The 18503-nt window shown below is 68.6% G+C and carries 21 protein-coding genes; 10 read left to right on the top strand and 11 right to left on the bottom strand.

Translation table 11 applies throughout. The features are described from left to right. Window positions 1–48 precede the first annotated feature (48 nt). The 6 genes from ACVCMC_RS02305 to ACVCMC_RS02280 all read left to right on the top strand — a co-directional run bounded on the left by ACVCMC_RS02305 (window position 49) and on the right by ACVCMC_RS02280 (window position 3959). On the top strand, window positions 49–603 hold the full coding sequence (locus ACVCMC_RS02305; protein ID WP_447098525.1) for an N-acetylmuramoyl-L-alanine amidase: 555 nt from the start codon (window positions 49–51) through the stop codon (window positions 601–603). Window positions 604–632: 29 nt separating this feature from the next. Continuing rightward, window positions 633–1469 (top strand): helix-turn-helix transcriptional regulator, encoded by an 837-nt coding sequence (locus tag ACVCMC_RS02300; protein ID WP_447098524.1) that lies wholly within the window; start codon window positions 633–635, stop codon window positions 1467–1469. A gap of 84 nt (window positions 1470–1553) precedes the next feature. Next, window positions 1554–1691 carry a hypothetical protein gene (locus tag ACVCMC_RS02295; protein WP_447098523.1) on the top strand — a complete coding sequence of 46 codons (138 nt, stop codon included), beginning with the start codon at window positions 1554–1556 and terminating at the stop codon, window positions 1689–1691. Window positions 1692–1911: 220 nt separating this feature from the next. Beyond that, window positions 1912–2793 carry an acyl-CoA thioesterase gene (locus ACVCMC_RS02290; protein WP_447098522.1) on the top strand — a complete coding sequence of 294 codons (882 nt, stop codon included), beginning with the start codon at window positions 1912–1914 and terminating at the stop codon, window positions 2791–2793. 36 nt (window positions 2794–2829) lie between these two features. Next, window positions 2830–3222: a hypothetical protein gene (locus ACVCMC_RS02285; protein ID WP_395119432.1), complete on the top strand. Its 393-nt coding sequence runs from the start codon at window positions 2830–2832 to the stop codon at window positions 3220–3222. A gap of 29 nt (window positions 3223–3251) precedes the next feature. Further along, window positions 3252–3959 (top strand): arginyltransferase, encoded by a 708-nt coding sequence (locus ACVCMC_RS02280; protein WP_447098521.1) that lies wholly within the window; start codon window positions 3252–3254, stop codon window positions 3957–3959. A gap of 104 nt (window positions 3960–4063) precedes the next feature. Here the strand turns inward: ACVCMC_RS02280 and ACVCMC_RS02275 are convergent, their stop codons facing one another. Both ACVCMC_RS02275 and purT read right to left on the bottom strand, forming a co-directional pair. Then, complete coding sequence (locus ACVCMC_RS02275) at window positions 4064–5584, bottom strand: FMN-binding glutamate synthase family protein (RefSeq protein ID WP_395119436.1); 1521 nt, start codon at window positions 5582–5584, stop codon at window positions 4064–4066. A gap of 68 nt (window positions 5585–5652) precedes the next feature. Continuing rightward, window positions 5653–6834, bottom strand: a complete 1182-nt coding sequence (purT, locus tag ACVCMC_RS02270; protein ID WP_447099442.1) for a formate-dependent phosphoribosylglycinamide formyltransferase — start codon at window positions 6832–6834, stop codon at window positions 5653–5655. A 139-nt stretch (window positions 6835–6973) separates the two neighbouring features. Here purT and ACVCMC_RS02265 point away from each other — a divergent pair, with 139 nt between their 5' ends. Together ACVCMC_RS02265 and ACVCMC_RS02260 are read left to right on the top strand one after the other, a co-directional pair. Then, window positions 6974–7849 carry an SPFH domain-containing protein gene (locus tag ACVCMC_RS02265; RefSeq protein ID WP_395119438.1) on the top strand — a complete coding sequence of 292 codons (876 nt, stop codon included), beginning with the start codon at window positions 6974–6976 and terminating at the stop codon, window positions 7847–7849. A gap of 3 nt (window positions 7850–7852) precedes the next feature. Then, window positions 7853–8044 carry an Arc family DNA binding domain-containing protein gene (locus ACVCMC_RS02260; RefSeq protein ID WP_447098520.1) on the top strand — a complete coding sequence of 64 codons (192 nt, stop codon included), beginning with the start codon at window positions 7853–7855 and terminating at the stop codon, window positions 8042–8044. Between the two features lie 36 nt (window positions 8045–8080). On the opposite strand, the gene ACVCMC_RS02255 is transcribed toward ACVCMC_RS02260, so the two are convergent. Together ACVCMC_RS02255 and ACVCMC_RS02250 are read right to left on the bottom strand one after the other, a co-directional pair. Then, window positions 8081–8500 carry a hypothetical protein gene (locus ACVCMC_RS02255; protein WP_447098519.1) on the bottom strand — a complete coding sequence of 140 codons (420 nt, stop codon included), beginning with the start codon at window positions 8498–8500 and terminating at the stop codon, window positions 8081–8083. A gap of 49 nt (window positions 8501–8549) precedes the next feature. Further along, window positions 8550–8927, bottom strand: coding sequence for a DUF423 domain-containing protein (locus ACVCMC_RS02250; protein ID WP_447098518.1), 378 nt, complete (start codon window positions 8925–8927; stop codon window positions 8550–8552). A gap of 82 nt (window positions 8928–9009) precedes the next feature. On the opposite strand from ACVCMC_RS02250, the gene ACVCMC_RS02245 reads away from it, so the two are divergent. Together ACVCMC_RS02245 and ACVCMC_RS02240 are read left to right on the top strand one after the other, a co-directional pair. Continuing rightward, complete coding sequence (locus ACVCMC_RS02245) at window positions 9010–9624, top strand: SCO family protein (RefSeq protein ID WP_395119449.1); 615 nt, start codon at window positions 9010–9012, stop codon at window positions 9622–9624. Next, complete coding sequence (locus ACVCMC_RS02240; RefSeq protein WP_447098517.1) at window positions 9621–10097, top strand: copper chaperone PCu(A)C; 477 nt, start codon at window positions 9621–9623, stop codon at window positions 10095–10097. The genes ACVCMC_RS02245 and ACVCMC_RS02240 overlap by 4 nt, the downstream gene beginning before the upstream one ends. Window positions 10098–10107: 10 nt before the next feature. Here the strand turns inward: ACVCMC_RS02240 and ACVCMC_RS02235 are convergent, their stop codons facing one another. The 7 genes from ACVCMC_RS02235 to ACVCMC_RS02205 all read right to left on the bottom strand — a co-directional run bounded on the left by ACVCMC_RS02235 (window position 10108) and on the right by ACVCMC_RS02205 (window position 18437). Then, window positions 10108–10971: a cytochrome c oxidase assembly protein gene (locus ACVCMC_RS02235; RefSeq protein WP_447098516.1), complete on the bottom strand. Its 864-nt coding sequence runs from the start codon at window positions 10969–10971 to the stop codon at window positions 10108–10110. A 120-nt stretch (window positions 10972–11091) separates the two neighbouring features. Then, a complete protein-coding gene (locus tag ACVCMC_RS02230; RefSeq protein ID WP_447098515.1) occupies window positions 11092–13008 on the bottom strand; it encodes a GldG family protein in 1917 nt (638 codons plus the stop codon). A gap of 3 nt (window positions 13009–13011) precedes the next feature. Next, entirely contained in the window at window positions 13012–13746 is a 735-nt protein-coding gene (locus ACVCMC_RS02225; protein ID WP_395119457.1) for an ABC transporter permease subunit, read from the bottom strand. Beyond that, a complete protein-coding gene (locus tag ACVCMC_RS02220; RefSeq protein WP_395119459.1) occupies window positions 13743–14687 on the bottom strand; it encodes an ABC transporter ATP-binding protein in 945 nt (314 codons plus the stop codon). The genes ACVCMC_RS02225 and ACVCMC_RS02220 overlap by 4 nt, the downstream gene beginning before the upstream one ends. Before the next feature lie 192 nt (window positions 14688–14879). Continuing rightward, the gene (locus ACVCMC_RS02215) at window positions 14880–16247 is read right to left on the bottom strand and encodes a polyketide cyclase (protein WP_395119461.1); all 1368 of its coding nucleotides are present in this window, start codon (window positions 16245–16247) and stop codon (window positions 14880–14882) included. A 202-nt stretch (window positions 16248–16449) separates the two neighbouring features. After that, window positions 16450–17091 carry a response regulator gene (locus tag ACVCMC_RS02210; RefSeq protein WP_395119463.1) on the bottom strand — a complete coding sequence of 214 codons (642 nt, stop codon included), beginning with the start codon at window positions 17089–17091 and terminating at the stop codon, window positions 16450–16452. A 122-nt stretch (window positions 17092–17213) separates the two neighbouring features. Continuing rightward, a complete protein-coding gene (locus tag ACVCMC_RS02205) occupies window positions 17214–18437 on the bottom strand; it encodes a sensor histidine kinase (protein ID WP_395119465.1) in 1224 nt (407 codons plus the stop codon). Window positions 18438–18503 lie beyond the last annotated feature (66 nt).

Raw genomic sequence — 18503 nt, 5'->3', positions numbered from 1 at the left:
TAGCAGGCGGCGTTTCCGCCTCCGGCCGCGCCATGCGAGACTTGGCCGATGCCCCTGACCCTCCACGACCAGCCGCTGCCCTACGTCGACCGGCTGCCCGAGCGCCCGGCCGAGACGGTCGAGCTGGTGGTGATCCACTGCACCGAACTGCCCGACCTGGCCATGGCGCGCGAGTACGGCGAACGCGTGCTGCACGCCAGCGGCACCGGCAACAGCGGCCACTACTACGTCGACCGCGACGGCGCGGTGCTCCGTTACGTGCCCGGCACCCGCATCGCCCATCACGTGCGCGGGCACAACGCGAATTCGATCGGCATCGAACTCGTGAACGCGGGCCGCTACCCCGACTGGTTCGATTCGCGCCGCCAGACCATGACCGAGCCCTACCCCGCCGCGCAGATCGACGCCCTGCTCGCCCTGCTGGCGCGGTTGCGCGACGAGTTTCCCAGGCTGCGCCTGATCGCCGGCCACGAAGACCTGGATACCGACCTGATGCCGGCCAGCGACGATCCCGCGCGGCAGATCCGTCGCAAGCTCGACCCCGGCGTGTGCTTCCCGTGGGATGCCGTCGTGCCCGCCTGTGGCCTGCAACGGCTGCGCTAGACTGCGGCTCCGCCACCCCGGTCCGCCCCATGTCGGAGTTCACCGTCCAGCCGCTGCTGCGAACGCCGCTCGTCGCGGCGCACGACGTGCACTGCCGCGGCGAGTGCCGCCACCGCAGCGCGGAGGAATGCGCGGCTGCGACGCACCTGGTGTTTCCGTATCGCGGCCTGTTCCTGCGCCACGTCGGCAGCGCGCAGTCGGTGGCCGACGCGAACCACGTGTTGCTGTTCAACGCGGGCCAGGGCTACCAGGTCAGCCATCCGGCGAGCGGCGGCGACGCCTGCCTGTCGCTCTCGATCGCGCAGCCGCTGCTGCGCGAGCTGGCGCCGGCTGCGCTGCTGCAGCGTCGCGACGAACCGGTGTTCCACGGCCAGTCGCTGCGCATCGACGAGCGCGCCCAGGTACTGGTGGCGCTGCTGCGCCACAGCCTGCGCCACGGCAGCATCGAGCCGCTGGAAGCGGAGAGCCTGGCGCTGACCCTGCTCTGCCGGAGCCTCGGCCCGCGCACCACCCACGTGCCCGGTGCCACGCGGGCACGCCAACGCCTCGTGGACCGTGCCAAGCTGCTGCTCGCCAGCGACCTCACCCGCCGCTGGACGCTGGCGGAGATCGCGGCGGAGATCGGCGGCTCGCCGGTCTATCTCACCCAGGCTTTCCAGCAGGTCGAGGGCATGCCGCTGTACCGCTATCACCTGCGCCTGCGGCTGGCGCATGCGCTGGACCGGATCGCCGATTGCGAGGACGTCGCCGCCCTTGCGCTGGACCTCGGCTTCTCCAGCCACAGCCACTTCAGCGCCGCGTTCCGCCAGGCTTACGGCCGCACGCCCAGCGCGTTCCGCCAGGCCGCGCAGGCGCGAACCTCGTGAGTCGCTAAAGATCCTGACAGCCGCCCGAGCCGCGGCGTGGTCTCCTGCGTCTGCCCGCTCCCGGGCAACCCACGGAGAAACCCCATGAACGAGAAAACCTGCGCCGCCTGCGACTACCCGCTCGACGACAACGCCATCGAAGTCACCATCGGCGGCCGCACTGTCGAAGTCTGCTGCGAGGAATGCGCGCAGAAGCTGCGCGAGGCGGCAGCGCAAGCGTGAGTGGCGAAGTCCCCCCGCCACAGGATCGGCGCCCCTCGGGGCGCCGATCCGCCGCGACGCGTCCGGGCTGCAACAACTGGCTGCGCCATCGCCAGCGGCTTTCGACGCCCGCGACTTCCTGGCCGCGCTCGATCCCCGGCAGATCACCGTCACCTTCGACCGCTGAACGGGGATCGCGGGGCGCCGCCGCTATACTGGCGCCCCCCGGCAAGGATCCCCCATGAGCGAAGACCACGTCGCCGAACTCGTCGAACTGCTGCAGCTCGAACGGCTGGAAGACAACCTGTTCCGCGGCCAGAGCCGCGACATCGGCACGCGTTTCGTGTTCGGCGGCCAGGTGCTGGGGCAGGCCTTGTCGGCGGCGCAGCAGACAGTGGACCCGGCGCGCGAGGCGCACTCGCTGCACGCCTATTTCCTGCGCGCCGGCGACATCCGCGCACCGATCGTCTACAACGTGGAACGCACCCGCGACGGCGGTTCGTTTTCCTCGCGGCGGGTGGTGGCGATCCAGCACGGCCAGCCGATCCTCAACGGCTCGATCTCGTTCCAGCTCGCCGAGCACGGCGTGGAGCACCAGACCTCGATGCCCGAAGTGCCCGCGCCGGAAGACATCGAGCCGATGCATCCGCTGCCGGCCGACGAACTGGCGCGGCTGCCGGTGAAACTGCAGCGCTGGCTCGGCATCGACGGCCCGTTCGAGTTCCGCCAGGTGTGGCCGCGCGACGAGATGCACCCGGTCAAGCGCCCGCCGATCCAGCACATCTGGTTCCGGCTCACCGCGACGATCGACGATTCGCCGATCCTGCACCGCGCGCTGCTGGCGTACGCGTCGGATTTCCACCTGATCGGCACCGCCACCTTGCCGCACGGCATCTCGTACATGACCCAGAACGTGCAGATGGCCAGCCTCGATCATGCGCTGTGGTTCCATCGCCCGTTCCGCGTCGACGAATGGCTGCTGTACTCGTTCGACAGCCCCACCGCGCAGGGTGGGCGCGGCCTGGCACGCGGCCAGATCTTCAGCCGCGACGGCGCCCTGGTCGCCTCCAGCGCGCAGGAAGGGCTGATCCGCGTGCGCAACGGCGTGGCCGGGGACGACTGAACGCCCGGTTCAAGGCTGTTCGCGTAAACTTCCCGCATGCGCCAGATCTATACCTCCCCCCGCCCGGAAAACATCGATTCGGTGGTCGCCCTGATGGCCGAGCACGGCATCCAGGCGACGGTGTCCAATCGCTCCAACTACCATCGGCGCGGCTGGCAGCGGCACAGCTATTCGCCGCGCCGGCAGGATCGCAGCCAGTGGCCGCAGGTGTGGATCACCCACGCCGACGACTACAGCCAGGCGCGCAAGCTGCTGATGGGCCTCGGCATCGAGCCGGTGATCCGCCACGGCGAGGAACTGGCTGCCACGCGCAACGCCTCGCCGCTGGAGCGCCGCGCCCGCATCGCCACCCGCGTGCGCCGCGTGCTGCTGCTGGCCGTGCTGGCGGTGTTCGCGGTGCAGATGCTGCGCTACCTGCGCGTGTTCTGAACCGGGCCGCGCCGGCATAGAATCGGGCCATGCGCCGCTCCGATCCCGTCCGCCTTTTCCAGACCCTGCCGCATGCCTGCGGCTACTACGCCGAGCGCACGGCGCAGAACCTGGTGCTGGACCCGGCCGCGCCGCAACTGGATCAACTTTACGGGCCGGCGCTGGAACGCGGCTTCCGCCGCGCCGGCGGCCACCTCTACTACCCGCATTGCCCGCAGTGCCACGCCTGCACGCCCTGCCGCATCGACGTGGAAAACTTCCGGCCGGATCGCGCGCAGAAGCGCTGCCTGAAGCGCAACGCGGATCTCACGGTGGTCGAATGCATGCCCGGCTACAACCGCGAGCGCCACGCGCTGTACGAGCACTACCTGCGCACGCGTCATCCCGGCGGCGGCATGGATGATGCCGACGCCAGCGATTTCCGCCGCTTTCTCACCGCGCCGTGGAGCCCCACGCTGTTCCTCGAACTGCGCCTGGGCACGCGCCTGCTGGCGCTGGCGGTGACCGACGTGTGCCCGAACGGGATCTCCGCCGTCTACACCTTCTACGACCCCGCCGAAACCGCGCGCAGCCTGGGCACCTGCGCGATCCTGCAACAGATCGAACTGGCCCGCCGCCGAGGCATGCCCTGGCTGTACCTGGGTTTCTGGATCGACGGCCACCCGAAGATGGATTACAAGCGCCGCTTCAAGCCGCTGCAGGTTCGCGGCACGGATGGCTGGCGCGAACTGGCGTAGGGCGGGCACTGCCCGCCGCTTCGCTGGCGGCAGAGGAGTGAGTGAAGAGGAGCGAGAAGTGAGAGAAAGCGGGATGACGCAGACTGGATGCTTTCTCTCACTCCTCACTTCCAACCTCTCACTTCTCGCTCCATCGGATACGGGTAGAGCTTTTCCAGCGGCATGGAGATGCCGTCGTCGCCGACCACGCGGCAATGGCTGCGGTCGAGCTGGCGCGGGTCCTCGACGCCGCAGCTGTGCGCGATGATGCCCACCTCGTGCATCACGTTGCGGGCGTAGTTCGCCACCTTCTCGCACTTGTCGGTGACCACCAGGCCGCGCTGCAGCTTCGGGTTCTGCGTGGTGATGCCGGTGGGACAGGTATTGCGGTTGCATTGCAGCGACTGGATGCAGCCCAGCGCCAGCATGAAGCCGCGCGCCGAGTTGACAAAATCCGCGCCGGTAGACATCGCCCGCGCCACGTCGTAGGCGGTGATGCACTTGCCCGAGCAGATCACCTTGATGCGCTGGCGCAGGCCGCGCCGGATCAGCACGTTCACCAGTTCCGGCAACGCCTCGTGCAATGGCAGGCCGACGCCTTCCATCAGCGTCTGCGGCGCCGCGCCGGTGCCGCCCTCGGAGCCGTCGACGATGATGAAGTCCGGTGCGCTCTCGATGCCGCGCAGCTCGACCTCGTCGCACAGTTGCTCGATCCAGTCCATGCCGCCGAACACCGCCTTGAAGCCGGTCGGCTTGCCGGTGAGCTCGCGGATGTGCGCGATCGCATCCATCAGCTGCGCCACGTTGGCGATGTCCAGGTGGCGGTTCGGGCTCTGCGAATCCTCGCCGACCGGGATGCCGCGGATCGCCGCGATCTCCTCGGTCACCTTGGCGCCCGGCAGCAGGCCGCCCATGCCCGGCTTGGCGCCCTGGCCGAGCTTGATGCTGACCATCTTCACCTGCCTGTGCGCGCAGATCGCGAGCAGCTTGTCGTCGTCGAGCTTGCCGTCGCTGGTACGCACGCCGTACTTGGCGGTGCCGATCTCGAACACGAGGTCGCAGCCGCCCTCCAGGTGGTACGGCGCCAGACCGCCTTCGCCGGTGTCCATCCAGATGCCGGCCTTGGCCGCGCCGATCGACAGCGCACGCACCGCCGGCGCCGACAGCGCCCCGAAACTCATCGCCGAGATGTTGAAGAACGCGGCGTGATCGTACGGCTCGCGCGCGTACGGGCCGATGCGCACCGGCTTGGCATCCACGTGGTGATCGCCCAGCGCCGGGAACGGTGCGTTGACGAAGAACGGCACGCCTTCGGCGCGCAGGTCGCGGGTGGAGCCGAACGCGTTGGTGTTCTCGGCGTTTTTCGCGGCGCGATAGACCCACACGCGCTGCGCGCGGTTGAACGGCAGCTCCTCGCGATCGCTCGAATACAGGTACTGGCGAAAGAACTCGCCCAGGTGCAGGAACCAGTAGCGGAAGTGGCCGATCACCGGGAAGTTGCGCAATACCGCGTTGGCGGTCTGGTTGCGGTCGATCACCCATGTGGCCATCAGCACCAGCACCGCAACCGCCAGCAGCATCAGCGCCAGCAGCGCGAAGGTCTCCACCAGTACCACCAGCCAATGCGAAAAACCCGTCGATTGCATGCCGCCTCTCCCCCGTCGTCATCCGGTGCGATGCCGCAAGCGTAACCCAACGGCGCGCACCGCCTGGCTCACAGCTCGATGCGCAACGCCTCTTTCGCGCGCACCGCCTTGGCCACTGCCGCCTCCAGCGTGCCGGCGCGCGCCAGCGTCACCGCCATGCGCCGGCGGCCCTTCACCTCCGGCTTGCCGAAGATGCGCAACTGCGTGTCCGGCTCGGCCAGCGCCGCGGCCACGCCGTGGTAACGCGGCCCCGTGCCATCGCCTTCGACCAGCACTGCGCACGAGGCCGACGGTCCGTATTGGTGGATCACCGGGATCGGCAGGCCGAGGATCGCGCGCGCGTGCAGCGCGAACTCGGAAAGCTCCTGCGAGATCAGCGTGACCAGGCCGGTGTCGTGCGGCCGCGGGCTGACCTCGGAGAAGATCACCCGATCGCCCTTGACGAAGAACTCCACGCCGAACACGCCCCAGCCGCCCAGCGCGGCGGTCACCGCCGCAGCCTGCCGCTGCGCCTCGGCCAACGCGGCCTCGCTCATCGGCTGCGGCTGCCAGGATTCGCGATAGTCGCCGTCCTCCTGGCGATGGCCGATCGGTGCGCAGAAACTCACCCCATCGGCGTGGCGCACGGTGAGCATGGTGATCTCGTAATCGAAATCGACGAAGCCCTCGACGATCACCCGGCCCTTGCCGGCGCGCCCGCCGGACTGCGCGTACTCCCACGCGTGCTGCAGCTCGTCGGCACCGCGCACCACGCTCTGGCCCTTGCCGGACGAACTCATCACCGGCTTGATCACGAACGGGTAGCCGATCGCGGCCGCCGCCTCGCGGTACTGTGCCTCGTCGTCGCAAAAACGATACGGCGAAGTCGGCAACTGCAGTTCCTCGGCGGCCAGTTTGCGGATGCCTTCGCGATCCATCGTCAGCCACGCCGCGCGGGCGGTCGGAATCACCCGCTGCCCTTCCTTCTCCAGCGCGATCAGGGTCGGCGTGTGGATCGCCTCGATCTCCGGCACCACCAGGTCGGGCCGCTCGGCCTCGATCACCGCACGCAGCGCGGCGCCGTCGAGCATGTCGATCACGTGGCTGCGATGGGCGACCTGCATCGCCGGCGCGTCGGCGTAGCGATCCACCGCGATCACCTCCACCGCGTAGCGCTGCAGCTCGATCGCCACCTCCTTGCCCAGCTCGCCGGCGCCCAGCAGCAGCACGCGCAGTGCGTGGTCGGTATGGGGCGTGCCGAATGGCTTCATCGGGTTCTCCGGTGCGGGCAAACCGGCATTGTATGCGGCCACGCGGGGCGTCCGGCGGCGGCGTTCACGGCATGCCGGAAGTTCGCTTGCATAAGATATCATTTTGATATCTAATTTTCCCACCTCAGGGAGACTGCTCATGAACGAACATCAAGGTTTTTCGGTCGCCGGCATTCCTTTCGTCGGCTTTTGCCTGGTGCTGGCCGGCATCGGCGTGTGGCTGGTGCTCGGCGCCATCCACGGCCAGCCGGACGCGCCGCCGCTGGCGCGGTTGCTGGGCGGCGCGCTGCTGCTGGCGATCGACGGCTTTCTGCTCAAGGGCTTCTTCCAGGTCGCGCCGAACGAGGGCCAGGTGCTGCAGCTGTTCGGCAAGTACGCCGGCACCGTGCGGGTCGAGGGCCTGCGCTGGACCAACCCGTTCTACTCGCGCCAGCGCATCTCGCTGCGCGTGCGCAACTTCGAGAGCGGCAAGCTCAAGGTCAACGACAACGACGGCAATCCGATCGAGATCGGCGCGGTGGTGGTGTGGCAGGTGCTGGATACCGCCGAGGCGGTGTTCTGCGTCGACGATTACGAGGACTTCGTGCACATCCAGAGCGAATCCGCGCTGCGGCAGATGGCGCAGAGCTACCCCTACGACGCCCACGACGACGGCAAGCCCTCGCTGCGCAGCCACGGCGAGGTGATCAACAACCACCTGCGCGACGAGATCCAGGCGCGGCTGGAGAAGGCCGGCGTGCAGGTGATCGAGTCGCGCATCAGCCACCTCGCCTACGCCCAGGAAATCGCCCAGGCGATGCTGCAGCGCCAGCAGGCCGGCGCGATCATCGCTGCGCGCACCCGCATCGTGGAAGGCGCGGTCAGCATGGTCGGCATGGCGCTGGAGCAATTGCGTGCGCAGGGCGTCGTGGAACTCGACGAGGAGCGCAAGGCGACCATGGTCAGCAACCTGCTGGTGGTGCTGTGCGGCGAACGCGGCACCCAGCCGGTGCTGAACACCGGCACCTTGTACTGACCCGTGGCCGGCGAAAAAAAAGCCTACCCGCTGCGCATCAGCGCAGCCGTACTCGACGCCATGCAGCGCTGGTCGGACGACGAACTGCGCAGCGTCAACGCCCAGATCGAGTACGTGCTGCGCGAGGCATTGCGCAAGGTCGGCCGGCTCAAGGCCGGCCCGATCCGGCCGACGCCGGACGACGATACGGACTGAAGCGACGTGGCCACGTCGCCGATCGGCGCCCGACCATCAACGCGTTCTGGCGCTCACCGCCTGCAATTGCGGCAGCTTCAGCAGGCGCACCTTCGGATGTTGCCCACCCGTCACGAACAGCCACGGCCCCTGCAGCACGATCGATTGCACGGGCGGCACGCCGTCTTCGGCGCCGAGGCGTTGCAGCGGCCGGCCGTCGCGGGCGTCATAGACGACCAGCTCGCGCGTCTGCGGATCGACCACCAGCAGCCAGTCGTGTCCGGCACCCTGCCAGTGCACCAGCTGGTTTGCCGCGGGAAGTTCCGTCGTTTCATCGGACGCCGGCAGCCACGACCACAGCAGGATCGCCGACAGCACGACGAGCAGCACGATGCCGGGCCGGCGCAGACGCTGCAGCAAGCGCCCGGGCCACGCGGCCGTGTCGGATGAATGCCGAAGGGCGATGCGCATGTCCATGCCGCCACCATCGCCGTCGACGATGACCGCCGCATGACACTTGCCGAAACTATTCGTGACGCGGGCGCAGCGCCCAACCCAGCGCCAGCCAGCCGATCACGAAGGCCAGCCCGCCGAACGGCGTGATGATTCCCGTCCAGCGCGGCGCACCGAGCGCCAGCGCGTACAGGCTGCCGCTGAACAGCACGATGCCGGCGGCAAACGCCACCGTCGCCACGCGCGCGCCGCGGCCGTGACCGAGCGCCACGGCGAGCGCCAGGGCCAGCGCGTGCCAGGCGTGATATTCCACCGCGGTATGCCACAGCTCGACGGCACGGGCGTCCAGCATGCCGCGCAAGGCATGTGCGCCGAACGCGCCGAGCAGCACCGCGCTGGCACCGGCGAGACCGACCAGCAAGGCAGTGGCGAGGTGGGCAGGTTGTCGCATGGGCGGTGAATCTCCCGCACCGTCGGCGCCGCGGCGCGGCCGGTGTCGTATGCTTGAACGGATGAAGCTGCAGGATTCTCGCATGAAGTCACTTCGCACCCGCCTTGCCGCCCTGCTTGCGCTGCTGGTTGCCGGCACGCTGCTCGCCGGTTGCCACGGCGCGACGCCGCTGCCGTTCCGCCTGACCGACCTCACCGGCCACATGCCGCAGCTCGAGTTCAACCTGACCAGTGACGAGAACAAGCCGGTGTCCGCCACCGACTATCGCGGCAAGGTGGTGCTGCTGTTCTTCGGCTACACGCATTGCCCGGACGTCTGCCCGCTGACCATGGCCCAACTGCACGTGGTGATGAAGAAGCTCGGCGCGCAGGCCGACGGCGCACGCATCCTGTTCGTCAGTGTCGACCCGACGCGGGACACGCCGGCCGTGCTGCACGGCTACGTCAACGCGTTCGACAAACATGCGATCGGGCTCACCGGCGCACCGCGTGCGGTCGAGGCGCTGGTCAAGCGCTACCGCTCCGCGTTCACCCGCGAGCCGTCCGGCAAGGACGGCAACTACGAAGTGAGCCACAGCTCGGCGATCTACGTGTTCGACCGCGACGGCAACCCGCGCGTGCTGTACACCCCGGCCGACAAGCAGGACGACCTGGTACACGACCTGCAACTGCTGCTCGACCAGGGAGAACCGACATGAAGCACGCCCGCCTGTTTGCCCTGCTCGCCGGACTGTCGCTCGCTGCCGGCGTGCATGCCGCGGCCGCCGACCAGGTGCACGCCAGCCACGCCTGGATTCGCGTGTTGCCCGGCACGTTGCCGGCCGGGGGTTACGTCACGCTGGAAAACCGCGGCGACCAGCCGGTTGCGTTGACCGGCGCGCGCAGCACGGCATACGCGGAAGTGATGCTGCACCACAGCTCGACCCAGGGCGGCATGAGCCGCATGGCCATGGTCGAATCGTTGGCGATCCCCGCGCACGGCAGCGTCGTGCTGGGGCCCGGCGGCTATCACCTGATGCTGATGAAACCGGCCGCGGCGGTGTTACCCGGCAATCGGGTGCAAATGCAACTGCAATTCGACGACGGCAGCAGCCTGCCGGTCGACTTCGTCGCCCGCCCCGCCAATGCGCTGGGCGACGAGGCCCCCGCGTCTGCCCATTCCGGGCACTGATTCAACCCGCTCAGTCGTGCGCGCTGCCGGCGATCACCGCCGGCGGCAGCGGCTTGCGCGGCAGGCGCCCGTTGCGTGACAACCGCATCCAGTGGCGCAGCGCGATCAGGCCGCCGACCGACTCGATCAGCGCCGCCGGCACCCAGGTGATCAGCCCGCCGACCATCTGCCCGGTCAGCACGTTGAAGGTAAACGCGCGGCCGCAGATCTCGAAGATCGGATAGAGGTCGGTGCGCGAGAACGTGATGATCGCGCCAGCCAGGATCTGCGGCGTCATGGTGATCGCCGGCGACAGCACGCGCATGCCTGCCACCATGCGACCCGGCGGATGCGGGCGGTGATCGAGCACCAGTGCCCAATAGGCAAAGCCGCTGAGCAGCATCGTCCAGTTCATGAAGCGGTACACGCGCCAGTCCAGCATCGCCAGCGTCTGCAGGCCCGGGATCAGCCAGATCAGCACGAACACCACGAACAGCACGGTGACGATCGTGGGATTCATCAGCACGCCCATCACCGACCGCCACGGCCACGACCGCTGCAACGGCCGCAGCCACCGCGCCCGCCACGCCAGCGGCAGGCCGGCGCGCAGCGCACTGGCCGGATAGGCGATGACGATCAGCAGCGGCGCCAGGTGGTGCAACAGCAACTGCTGCAGGCGATGCATGAAGAACTCATGCTCGGCGTAGTAATCGAGATAGGTGTGCAGCGACAGGTAGATGATCGCCATGCCGACCCAGAACGCCAGCCGGCGGCTGGGCGGCACCTGCAGGCGGCGGCTGCCACGCCAGTACAGCACGCAGGCCAGCACGAACGTGGCCAGGAACAGCCACGAGAACTCCCACGGCACCACCCATTTCAACAGCGTTGCAATCACGATCGGCTTGCTTCCACGTCCGTCAGCACCGGCACGACCGGCGACCACCGCCCAGCATAGTGCGCCGCGCCGGCCCCGTCTGCCCTGCCGCGGACGGTCGCTTGCGGCAGATTGCCGCCATCAGCGTCGACGCCGGCCGTGGCGGGTGCGACGCCAGCCGTACAGCAGGCCGATCAGCACCACCAGCGCCGGCACCAGCACGATGTTGATCACCTTCACGCGCAGGCCCAGCGCGTCGATCTCGGCATTGAGCTGGTGCTGCACGTCGCGCAGCTCCTTGTTGATGGCGAGCTGGCGCTGGCGGAACTGCTCGATCTCGCGGCGCTGCTCGGGGGTGACCGTGCTCGACCGCGCACCCTTGGCCGGCTGCAGCTCGTCCAGCCGGCGGCGGGTGTCGGCCAGCTCCTTCTCCAGCTCCTGCTCCTTCTGCAGGAACTTCTGGTCGGCCACGTTGCGCAGCGCCTGCACCCGGGTGAACGGCCGCTGCGAGGTGGAGCGCGCGCGGATCGACAGCAGCGCCGACGAGCCGCTGAGGTTGTCGACCAGGTTGGTGACGAAATCACCGTTGTTGGCGAAGATGCGCACCATGGTCTGGCCCAGCACGGTCTGCGGCTCCACCCACAGACGATCGCTGAGCACGTCGGTGTCGGCCACCAGCACCACCTGTGCGTTGGCCGCCGAATGCGCACGGTGGCCCGGCTTGCCGGCGTCCTCGGGAAACGCGCTGACGAAGGTGCCGCGCAACCGCGCCGCCAGCACGTAGTGCGCGTTGTCCGCCTTGTAGTCTTCGAGCAGGCTGGTCGGGTCGCTGCTGGCATCCATCACCCGCTGGGTCGGCGCCAGCTCGGCGTCGGCACTGCTCTGCAGCAGCGGGACCAGCCGCGCGGTCGCGGTCCGGGTGAGGTCGAAATGGCCGATGCTGGAGACGTTGATGCGCTGCAGGCTGGCGGTCACCGGATCATTGCGGTTGAGCTCCTGGTCGCCCAGCCCGAGCATTGCCGGATGGTTGAGGCTGCTGCCGGCCAGCTCGATCTGCAGGCCGCGGCTGCGGTCCAGCACCACCTCGCGCGGCTGGTATTCCACGCCCCACGCGGCGAACAGGCGCGGCAGGTCCGAGGCGTGCGCAGGCAAGCCGCTGATGTCGGGCGTGAACGGTGCGGCGTCGAGCTCGGCATCGGGATCGACGAACACCACCAGGTGGCCGCCGCCCATCACGTACTGGTCGATCGCGTACTGCGCGGCCGGCGGCAGCTGCTTGGGGTGGATCAGCAGCAGCACCTTCAGGCGATCATCCACGTGCTGCAGGGTGGCGGCGTCGAGGGTCTTCAGCTCGAACAACTGGCCCAGCTGCTGCATCACCGCCCAGGGCTGCTCGCCCAGCGCCAGGTCTCCCTGCACCGGCAGCGAGCTGAGCACGCCGATCTCCGGCTTGCGCACCTGGTTCAGCTCGTACAGCAGCTTGGCGATGTCGTATTCGAGGAAGGCCTCGCGCGAGGGATCGAAGAACGCGATCGAGAGCGATTTTTCCGGCGTGCCGGCGTCCTCCGCACCACGCGCCTCGCCCGGCGCCATGGCGCTGCCGGCCAGTCCGAAGAACACCCGCTCGCCGTTGCTGCCGCCATTGGCGGCAATCAGCCCGCTGCCCTCGGCGCCCGCCTCGTCGTCCGAATACGGCACCGGGTCGATCACGCGCAGGCGGATGCGCCCGTGCGAGCGCGCCACCATCTCCTGCAACATCTCGTTGACGCGCCGCTCGTAGCTGCGCAGCTTGGGCAGGTCGCGGGTGGCGTGCTCGGAGAAGTACAGGGTCAGCTGCAGTGGCCGTTGCAGGCTGTCCACGATGTGCCGCGTGCCGGGCGTCAGCGTGTAGAGCTGGTCAGCGGTCAGGTCGATCCGCGTGGCATGCAGCCAGCGGCTGCTGGCCACCACCAGCGGCACCAGCACCAGCACCAGCGCCACCAGGCCGGCGTACAGCCAGCTGCTGCGGGTCAGGCGCAGCGGCGTGGTGAGCAGGCGGGGCAGGCGCAGGCGCGGCATCGTTCAGCGCGTCCGCTTGAGGTCGAGCAGCAACACGCCGGCGACCAGCCAGCCCAGCGTGCTGAGCACGAAGTACAGCAGGTCGCGCAGGTCGAGCACACCGCGCGAGATCGCCTCGAAATGACGCAGCATCGAAAGGTGCGCCACGGCGTTGATGAGGCGCCGCGGCAGCGCGCCCTGGAAGAAATCCAGCACCTGCGGCTGCCCGGCCAGGATCAGCAGCACGCAGACCAGCGCGGTGAGGATGAAGGCCACCACCTGGCTGCGCGTCAGCGCTGACAGGCAGGCGCCGATGGCGATGAAGTTGCCGGCCATCAGCCAGCTGCCCAGGTAGCCGGCCAGGATCACGCCGTTGTCCGGCGCGCCCAGGTAGTTGACGGTGATCCAGATCGGAAAGGTCAGTGCCAGCGCCAGCCCGATGAACAGCCATGCGGCGAGGAACTTGCCGAGCATCGCCTGCCACAGCGTCAGCGGCAGGGTCAGCAGCAGTTCCAGCGTGCCGCCCTTGGTCTCCTCGGCCCACATGCGCATGGTGATCGCCGGCACCAGGATCAGGTACAACCACGGGTGCATCACGAAGAACGGCTGCAGGTCGGCCTGTCCGCGCTCGTAGAAATCGCCGACGTAGAAGGTCAGGATGCCGGCGAGCACCAGGAAGATCACCAGGAAAACATAGGCCACCGGCGTCGCGAAGTAGCTGCCCAGCTCGCGCCGCACCACCGCGTTGACCGGACTCATGCCGCCACCCCGCGGCCGACTTCCTCACCGCTGGTGATCTGGCGGAACACCTCGTCGAGGCGGCCGCGTTCGAGCTGGATCTCGGAGACTTCAAGCCCCTGCTCTTGCAACAGCCGCTCGACCGGTTCCAGGATGCGCTCGCCCGGCTTGGGGAACACCGTGACGCGACCGTCCAGCGGATCGATCTCCACCCCGGCCACCTGCGGCAGCCGGCCCAGCATTTCCTGCGACATGCCGCTGCCCGGCGCACTGAACGATACCGCGCCGTGATAACGCGAGCGCGCCTCCAGCTCGGCGGGCGTGGCATCCGCCAGCAGCTTGCCGCGGGCGATGATCACCACCCGGTTGCACAGCGCGTGCACTTCTTCCAGCAGGTGGGTGGAGATCAGGATCGTGCGGTCGCGCGCCATCATGTCGATCAGCTGGCGCACCGCGTGCTTCTGGTTCGGGTCGAGGCCGTCGGTGGGTTCGTCCAGCATCAGCACCGGCGGGTCGTGCAGGATCGCCTGGGCCAGGCCCACGCGTCGGCGCAAACCCTTGGACAGCGTGTCGATGCCCAAGCCGAGCACCTCGTCCAGCTGCAGTTGCTGCACCACCGCATCCATGCGCCGATAGCCCGCCTCGCCGCGCAGCCCGCGGATGCGCACGATGAATTGCAGGAACTCGCGCACGGTCATCTCGCCGTAGCTGGGTGCGCCCTCGGGCAGATAGCCCAGCGCGCGCTTGGCCTTCAGCGGTTCGCGCATCGCGTCGTAACCGCACACCCGCGCGCTGCCGGAGGTCGGCACCAGGAAGCCGGCGATCATGCGCATGGCCGTGGACTTGCCCGCGCCATTGGGTCCGAGCAGCCCCAGCACCTGGCCCGGCTCGACGCGGATGCTCAATGCATCCACCGCCGTGAGGTTGCCGTAGCATCGGGTGAGTTTGTCGGTTTCGATCATGTCCGCGAGCGGGCTGTGGCCGGGCTGGCGACGCGCTGGCCGCCGGCCAGTCGGGGCGCCGGAGTGTCCCGGCAATGTACCGCAAGAGCGCCGCGACCGCGCGCACGGCCGGCGTGCAGTCGCAGGGGCGCCCAAGAAAAAGGCCCTTTCGTCACGAAAGGGCCTTCATCGAACAGCTGCCGTGCGCCAGGTTTATTCGGCGGCAGTGGCAGCCGCAGCCGGTGCGCTGGAGGCGGCCGGTGCGGGCGCCGAACCTGCGGCCGCCGGTGCACCGTTCTGCTCGGGCGGAAGCAGGCCTGCTTCCTGCTCCGGCGTCTGCGCCGGCGCGTCGAGCAGCGGCAGCGACACCTGGTGGCGTGCGTAGCTGGTGATCGCACCGGTGGAATCCCTCACCTCTGCCGCGACCACGATGTCGTAGGGCGGGTTCACGGTGCTGTCGAACTTGTAACCGTGGGTCTGCGCGTAGGCGGTGAGCATCTTCACGGTCTGCGGCACGCCGTTGAAGGTGCCTTCCCAGATGCCCTGCAGCGTGGAACCGCCGAAGGCCATCATGCCGCGCACATCGCCTTCCACCACCAGGTTGCCGAAGCGGTCGCGGGTGCCGGCCGTGGCGGCGGCCGCGGCGGCGGCTGCGGCGGAAGCGGACGGCGCCGGCTCGGCGGCGGCGGTCGCGTCCAGCGTGGGCGCGACGGGAGCGGTCAGCTGCTCGCTCTGGCCGTTGATGGTCAGCGTGCTGGAGTCGATCGGCAGGGCCACGTCGAAATCGAAATCCGGATCGCCGTAGTTCGTGATGAACAGGATCGCCGGGCCGGTCACGTTCACGCCCAGCTTCTTGGCCTGCGCCTTCAGCTCGGTCTGCGACTGCGCCAGGATGTCGTCGAGCACTTCGGAGCCGCCCTTGCTGCGGTCGATGTGACGCGTGACGAACAGCACCGGGGTCGGCTGCGACTGCGCGATCTTCGGCATCAGGCCGCTGTAGTCGACGTTGGCCACGCCGGCCAGCACGTTCTGCAGGTTGTTCAGGCTGAACTGGATGAACGAGTCCGGATCGCCGTGGATGTACAGGTTCGCGAAGCGGTTGATCAGGTTCCAGCCGTACTGCACGTCGTACGACCAGGTGATCTGGGTCAGGCGGCCGTGACCCTGGCGCTCGAGATCCAGCGTGAAATGCTTGTCCAGACCGCGCCAGTTGTTGTCCAGGTTCCAGACGATGGTCGCATCCTGGGTGTTGTTGTCGATCTGGTCGAACTGCGGCGTGGCGCTGGCGATGGTCAGACCGCCGTCACCCAGCTTGGGGTCGGTGCTGGTCCAGCTGATCTCGGAACCCGGGCCATACGCCTTGCCGGAGAACTTGAACTGCACGCCGCTGTCCTGTGAACGGAGCACGGAGTAATCCGGGAAGCGCCGGAAATTGTTCAGCAGGTCGTACACCTGGCGCATGTCCTTGCCGACAACCTGTGAGCGTTCGACGTGCCCGCTGGAGGGCATGACCACCGCCGCCACCACGCCAATCACCGCGACGATGACCAGGGCAACCAGAAATTCAAAGACACGCATCATTCCAGAGTTCTCCGAAGCGTCTTTACGCCATACCTTGAGTGTGCCCCAACAGCTGCGCGGGCCCAGGGGGCAGCAGCGGGGGTCGGCAAACGCCGAAGCCGCCGATGTTACTTGCTCGCGGGCTTGAACGCCATCCGCCCGCAGAGGCTCCCGCCGCGGCCGCGAAGGCAGCTCCACCCAAGGCGCGCAACCCCGTCGGAGCTCATACGATGCCCAGTTCCAGCGCCTTCAGCACGGCCCGGGTGCGATCGCGCACGCCGAGCTTGGAAAGGATGTTGGAGACGTGGTTCTTGACCGTGCCCTCGGCCACCTTCAGCGAGTTGGCGATCTCCTTGTTGCTGTAGCCGCCGGAGAGCAGGCGCAGGATCTCCGTCTCGCGCTCGGTCAGCGGGTCGGGCTGTTCGAGGCTGGTGAACTGGTTCTGCATCCGCGCCACGCCGGCCATCAGGCGCTGGGTGACCATCGGCGCCACCAGCGAGCCGCCGGCGGCGACGGTGCGCACGGCCTCGACCAGCTGCTCCAGCGAGACGTCCTTCAGCAGGTAGCCGCGCGCGCCGGCCTTGAGGCCCTGCAGCACCAGCTGGTCGTCGTCGAAGGTGGTCAGGATGATGGTCGGCGGCAATTCGTTGCGCGCCGACAGCGCCTGCAGGACTTCCAGCCCGCTCATGTTCGGCATGCGCAGGTCCAGCAGCATCACGTCGGGCTTGATCCGCGGCACCTCCAGCACGGCCTGCGCGCCGTCGGCGCACTCGGCCACCACGCGGATGTCCTCGGCCAGGTCCAGCAGCGAACGGACGCCCTGCCGCACCAGGTTCTGATCGTCGACGAGACAGACGGAAATCATCGGGGATCCTCGGTCATGGGTGACTGGCGGCTGGCTGGGTGGTGCCCCTAGGTAAGCGCCGTATTGTTGCACGGCTTCCGCCGCGGGCGACCGCGCCTGCACAAGGGCTGCCGCCGAACCGCTTACGAAACATCCAGCGCCGGCGGCTCGAACCGCGAGGGCGTGTGCGCCAGCGCCGCCTGCTCGCCCAGTGGCAGCCGCACGGTCAGCGCAAAGCCTCGGCTCAGGCCGGCATCCAGCGACACGCTGCCGCCGAACTCGGCCAGGCGCTCGCGCATGCCGGACAGGCCGTTGCCTTCGGCCACCTGGTCGGCGCCGCGACCGTCGTCGCGCGCGTGCAGCCCCAGCTGGCCGGCCTCGGCGTAGGCAAAATTGAGCCACAGGTTGCGCGCGCCCGCGTGTCGCGCGGTATTGGTGACGATTTCCTGCGCGCAGCGCAGCAGCACCTGGGCGCGCTGCGGGTCCTCCACGCTGAAGCGCGGCGGCATCGCCACGTGCACGTTCAGGCCGGGCACGCCCTCGGTGAGGCCGCGCAGCGCCTGGGTCAGGTCGATCGAGTCGTCCTGGCGCAACTCGCTGACCACCTCGCGCACGTCGGCCAGCAGCAGCTTGGCCGTGCTCTGCGCCTTGCGCACGTGCGCCGCGGCCGCCTCGTTGGTGAGGTGGCAGGCCACTTCCAGGTTCAGGCTGAGCGCGGTGAGATGGTGGCCGATCAGGTCGTGCAGGTCGCGTGCGATGCGCATGCGCTCGGCGATCCGGCTCGATTCGGCCAGCAACGCCCGCGTGGTGCGCAGCTCGGAGTTCAGGCGGCGCTGCACGTCGCTCTGCTCGGCCTGCTGGCTGGTCGCCAGCGAGGCGATGTAGGTCAGCGCCGAGATGCCCAGGTAGATGCTGGTCTGCAGGAAGGCCAGTCCGACGCTGTGGTCGTACTCGGGGAAGTTGACGAACACCGCGACCAGGCTGAGGTTCTGCAGCACGATGCACAGCACGCCCAGCCACACCGGCAGCAGCCACGGCAACGCCACCGCGCTGATCGCCATCAGCATCGCCGACAGGCCGCTGTGGCTGTACCAGCCCACCGCCATCGCGAAGAAGCTCATCGCCACCAGCCCGATCAGGCGCAGCCCCTGGTAACGGCGCTGGCCGAGGTTGCTGGTGACCACCCAGTACAGGAGGCCGAACAGCAGGTAGCACAGCGTCCACATCAGCAACGCGAGGTTGGGCCGATGCAGCAGGCTCACCCGTTCGGCCGCCCAGCTGGTGATCAGCGGGGTACCCACGCACAGGTAGGTGAACAGGCCGGCGTAGCGCAGCAGCCGCACGTGGTTGAAGTTGGACAATTGCATGCCCGGCATCATAGGGGAGCGCGCCACGCGCGCAATGCGCGGGAAGTCACGCCCGGCCAGGCCTTG

It is taken from the genome of Rhodanobacter sp. UC4452_H20, from assembly GCF_052978205.1.
The sequence above is the reverse complement of the archived record's forward strand: the minus strand, read 5'-3'. Positions and strand labels throughout refer to the sequence as shown.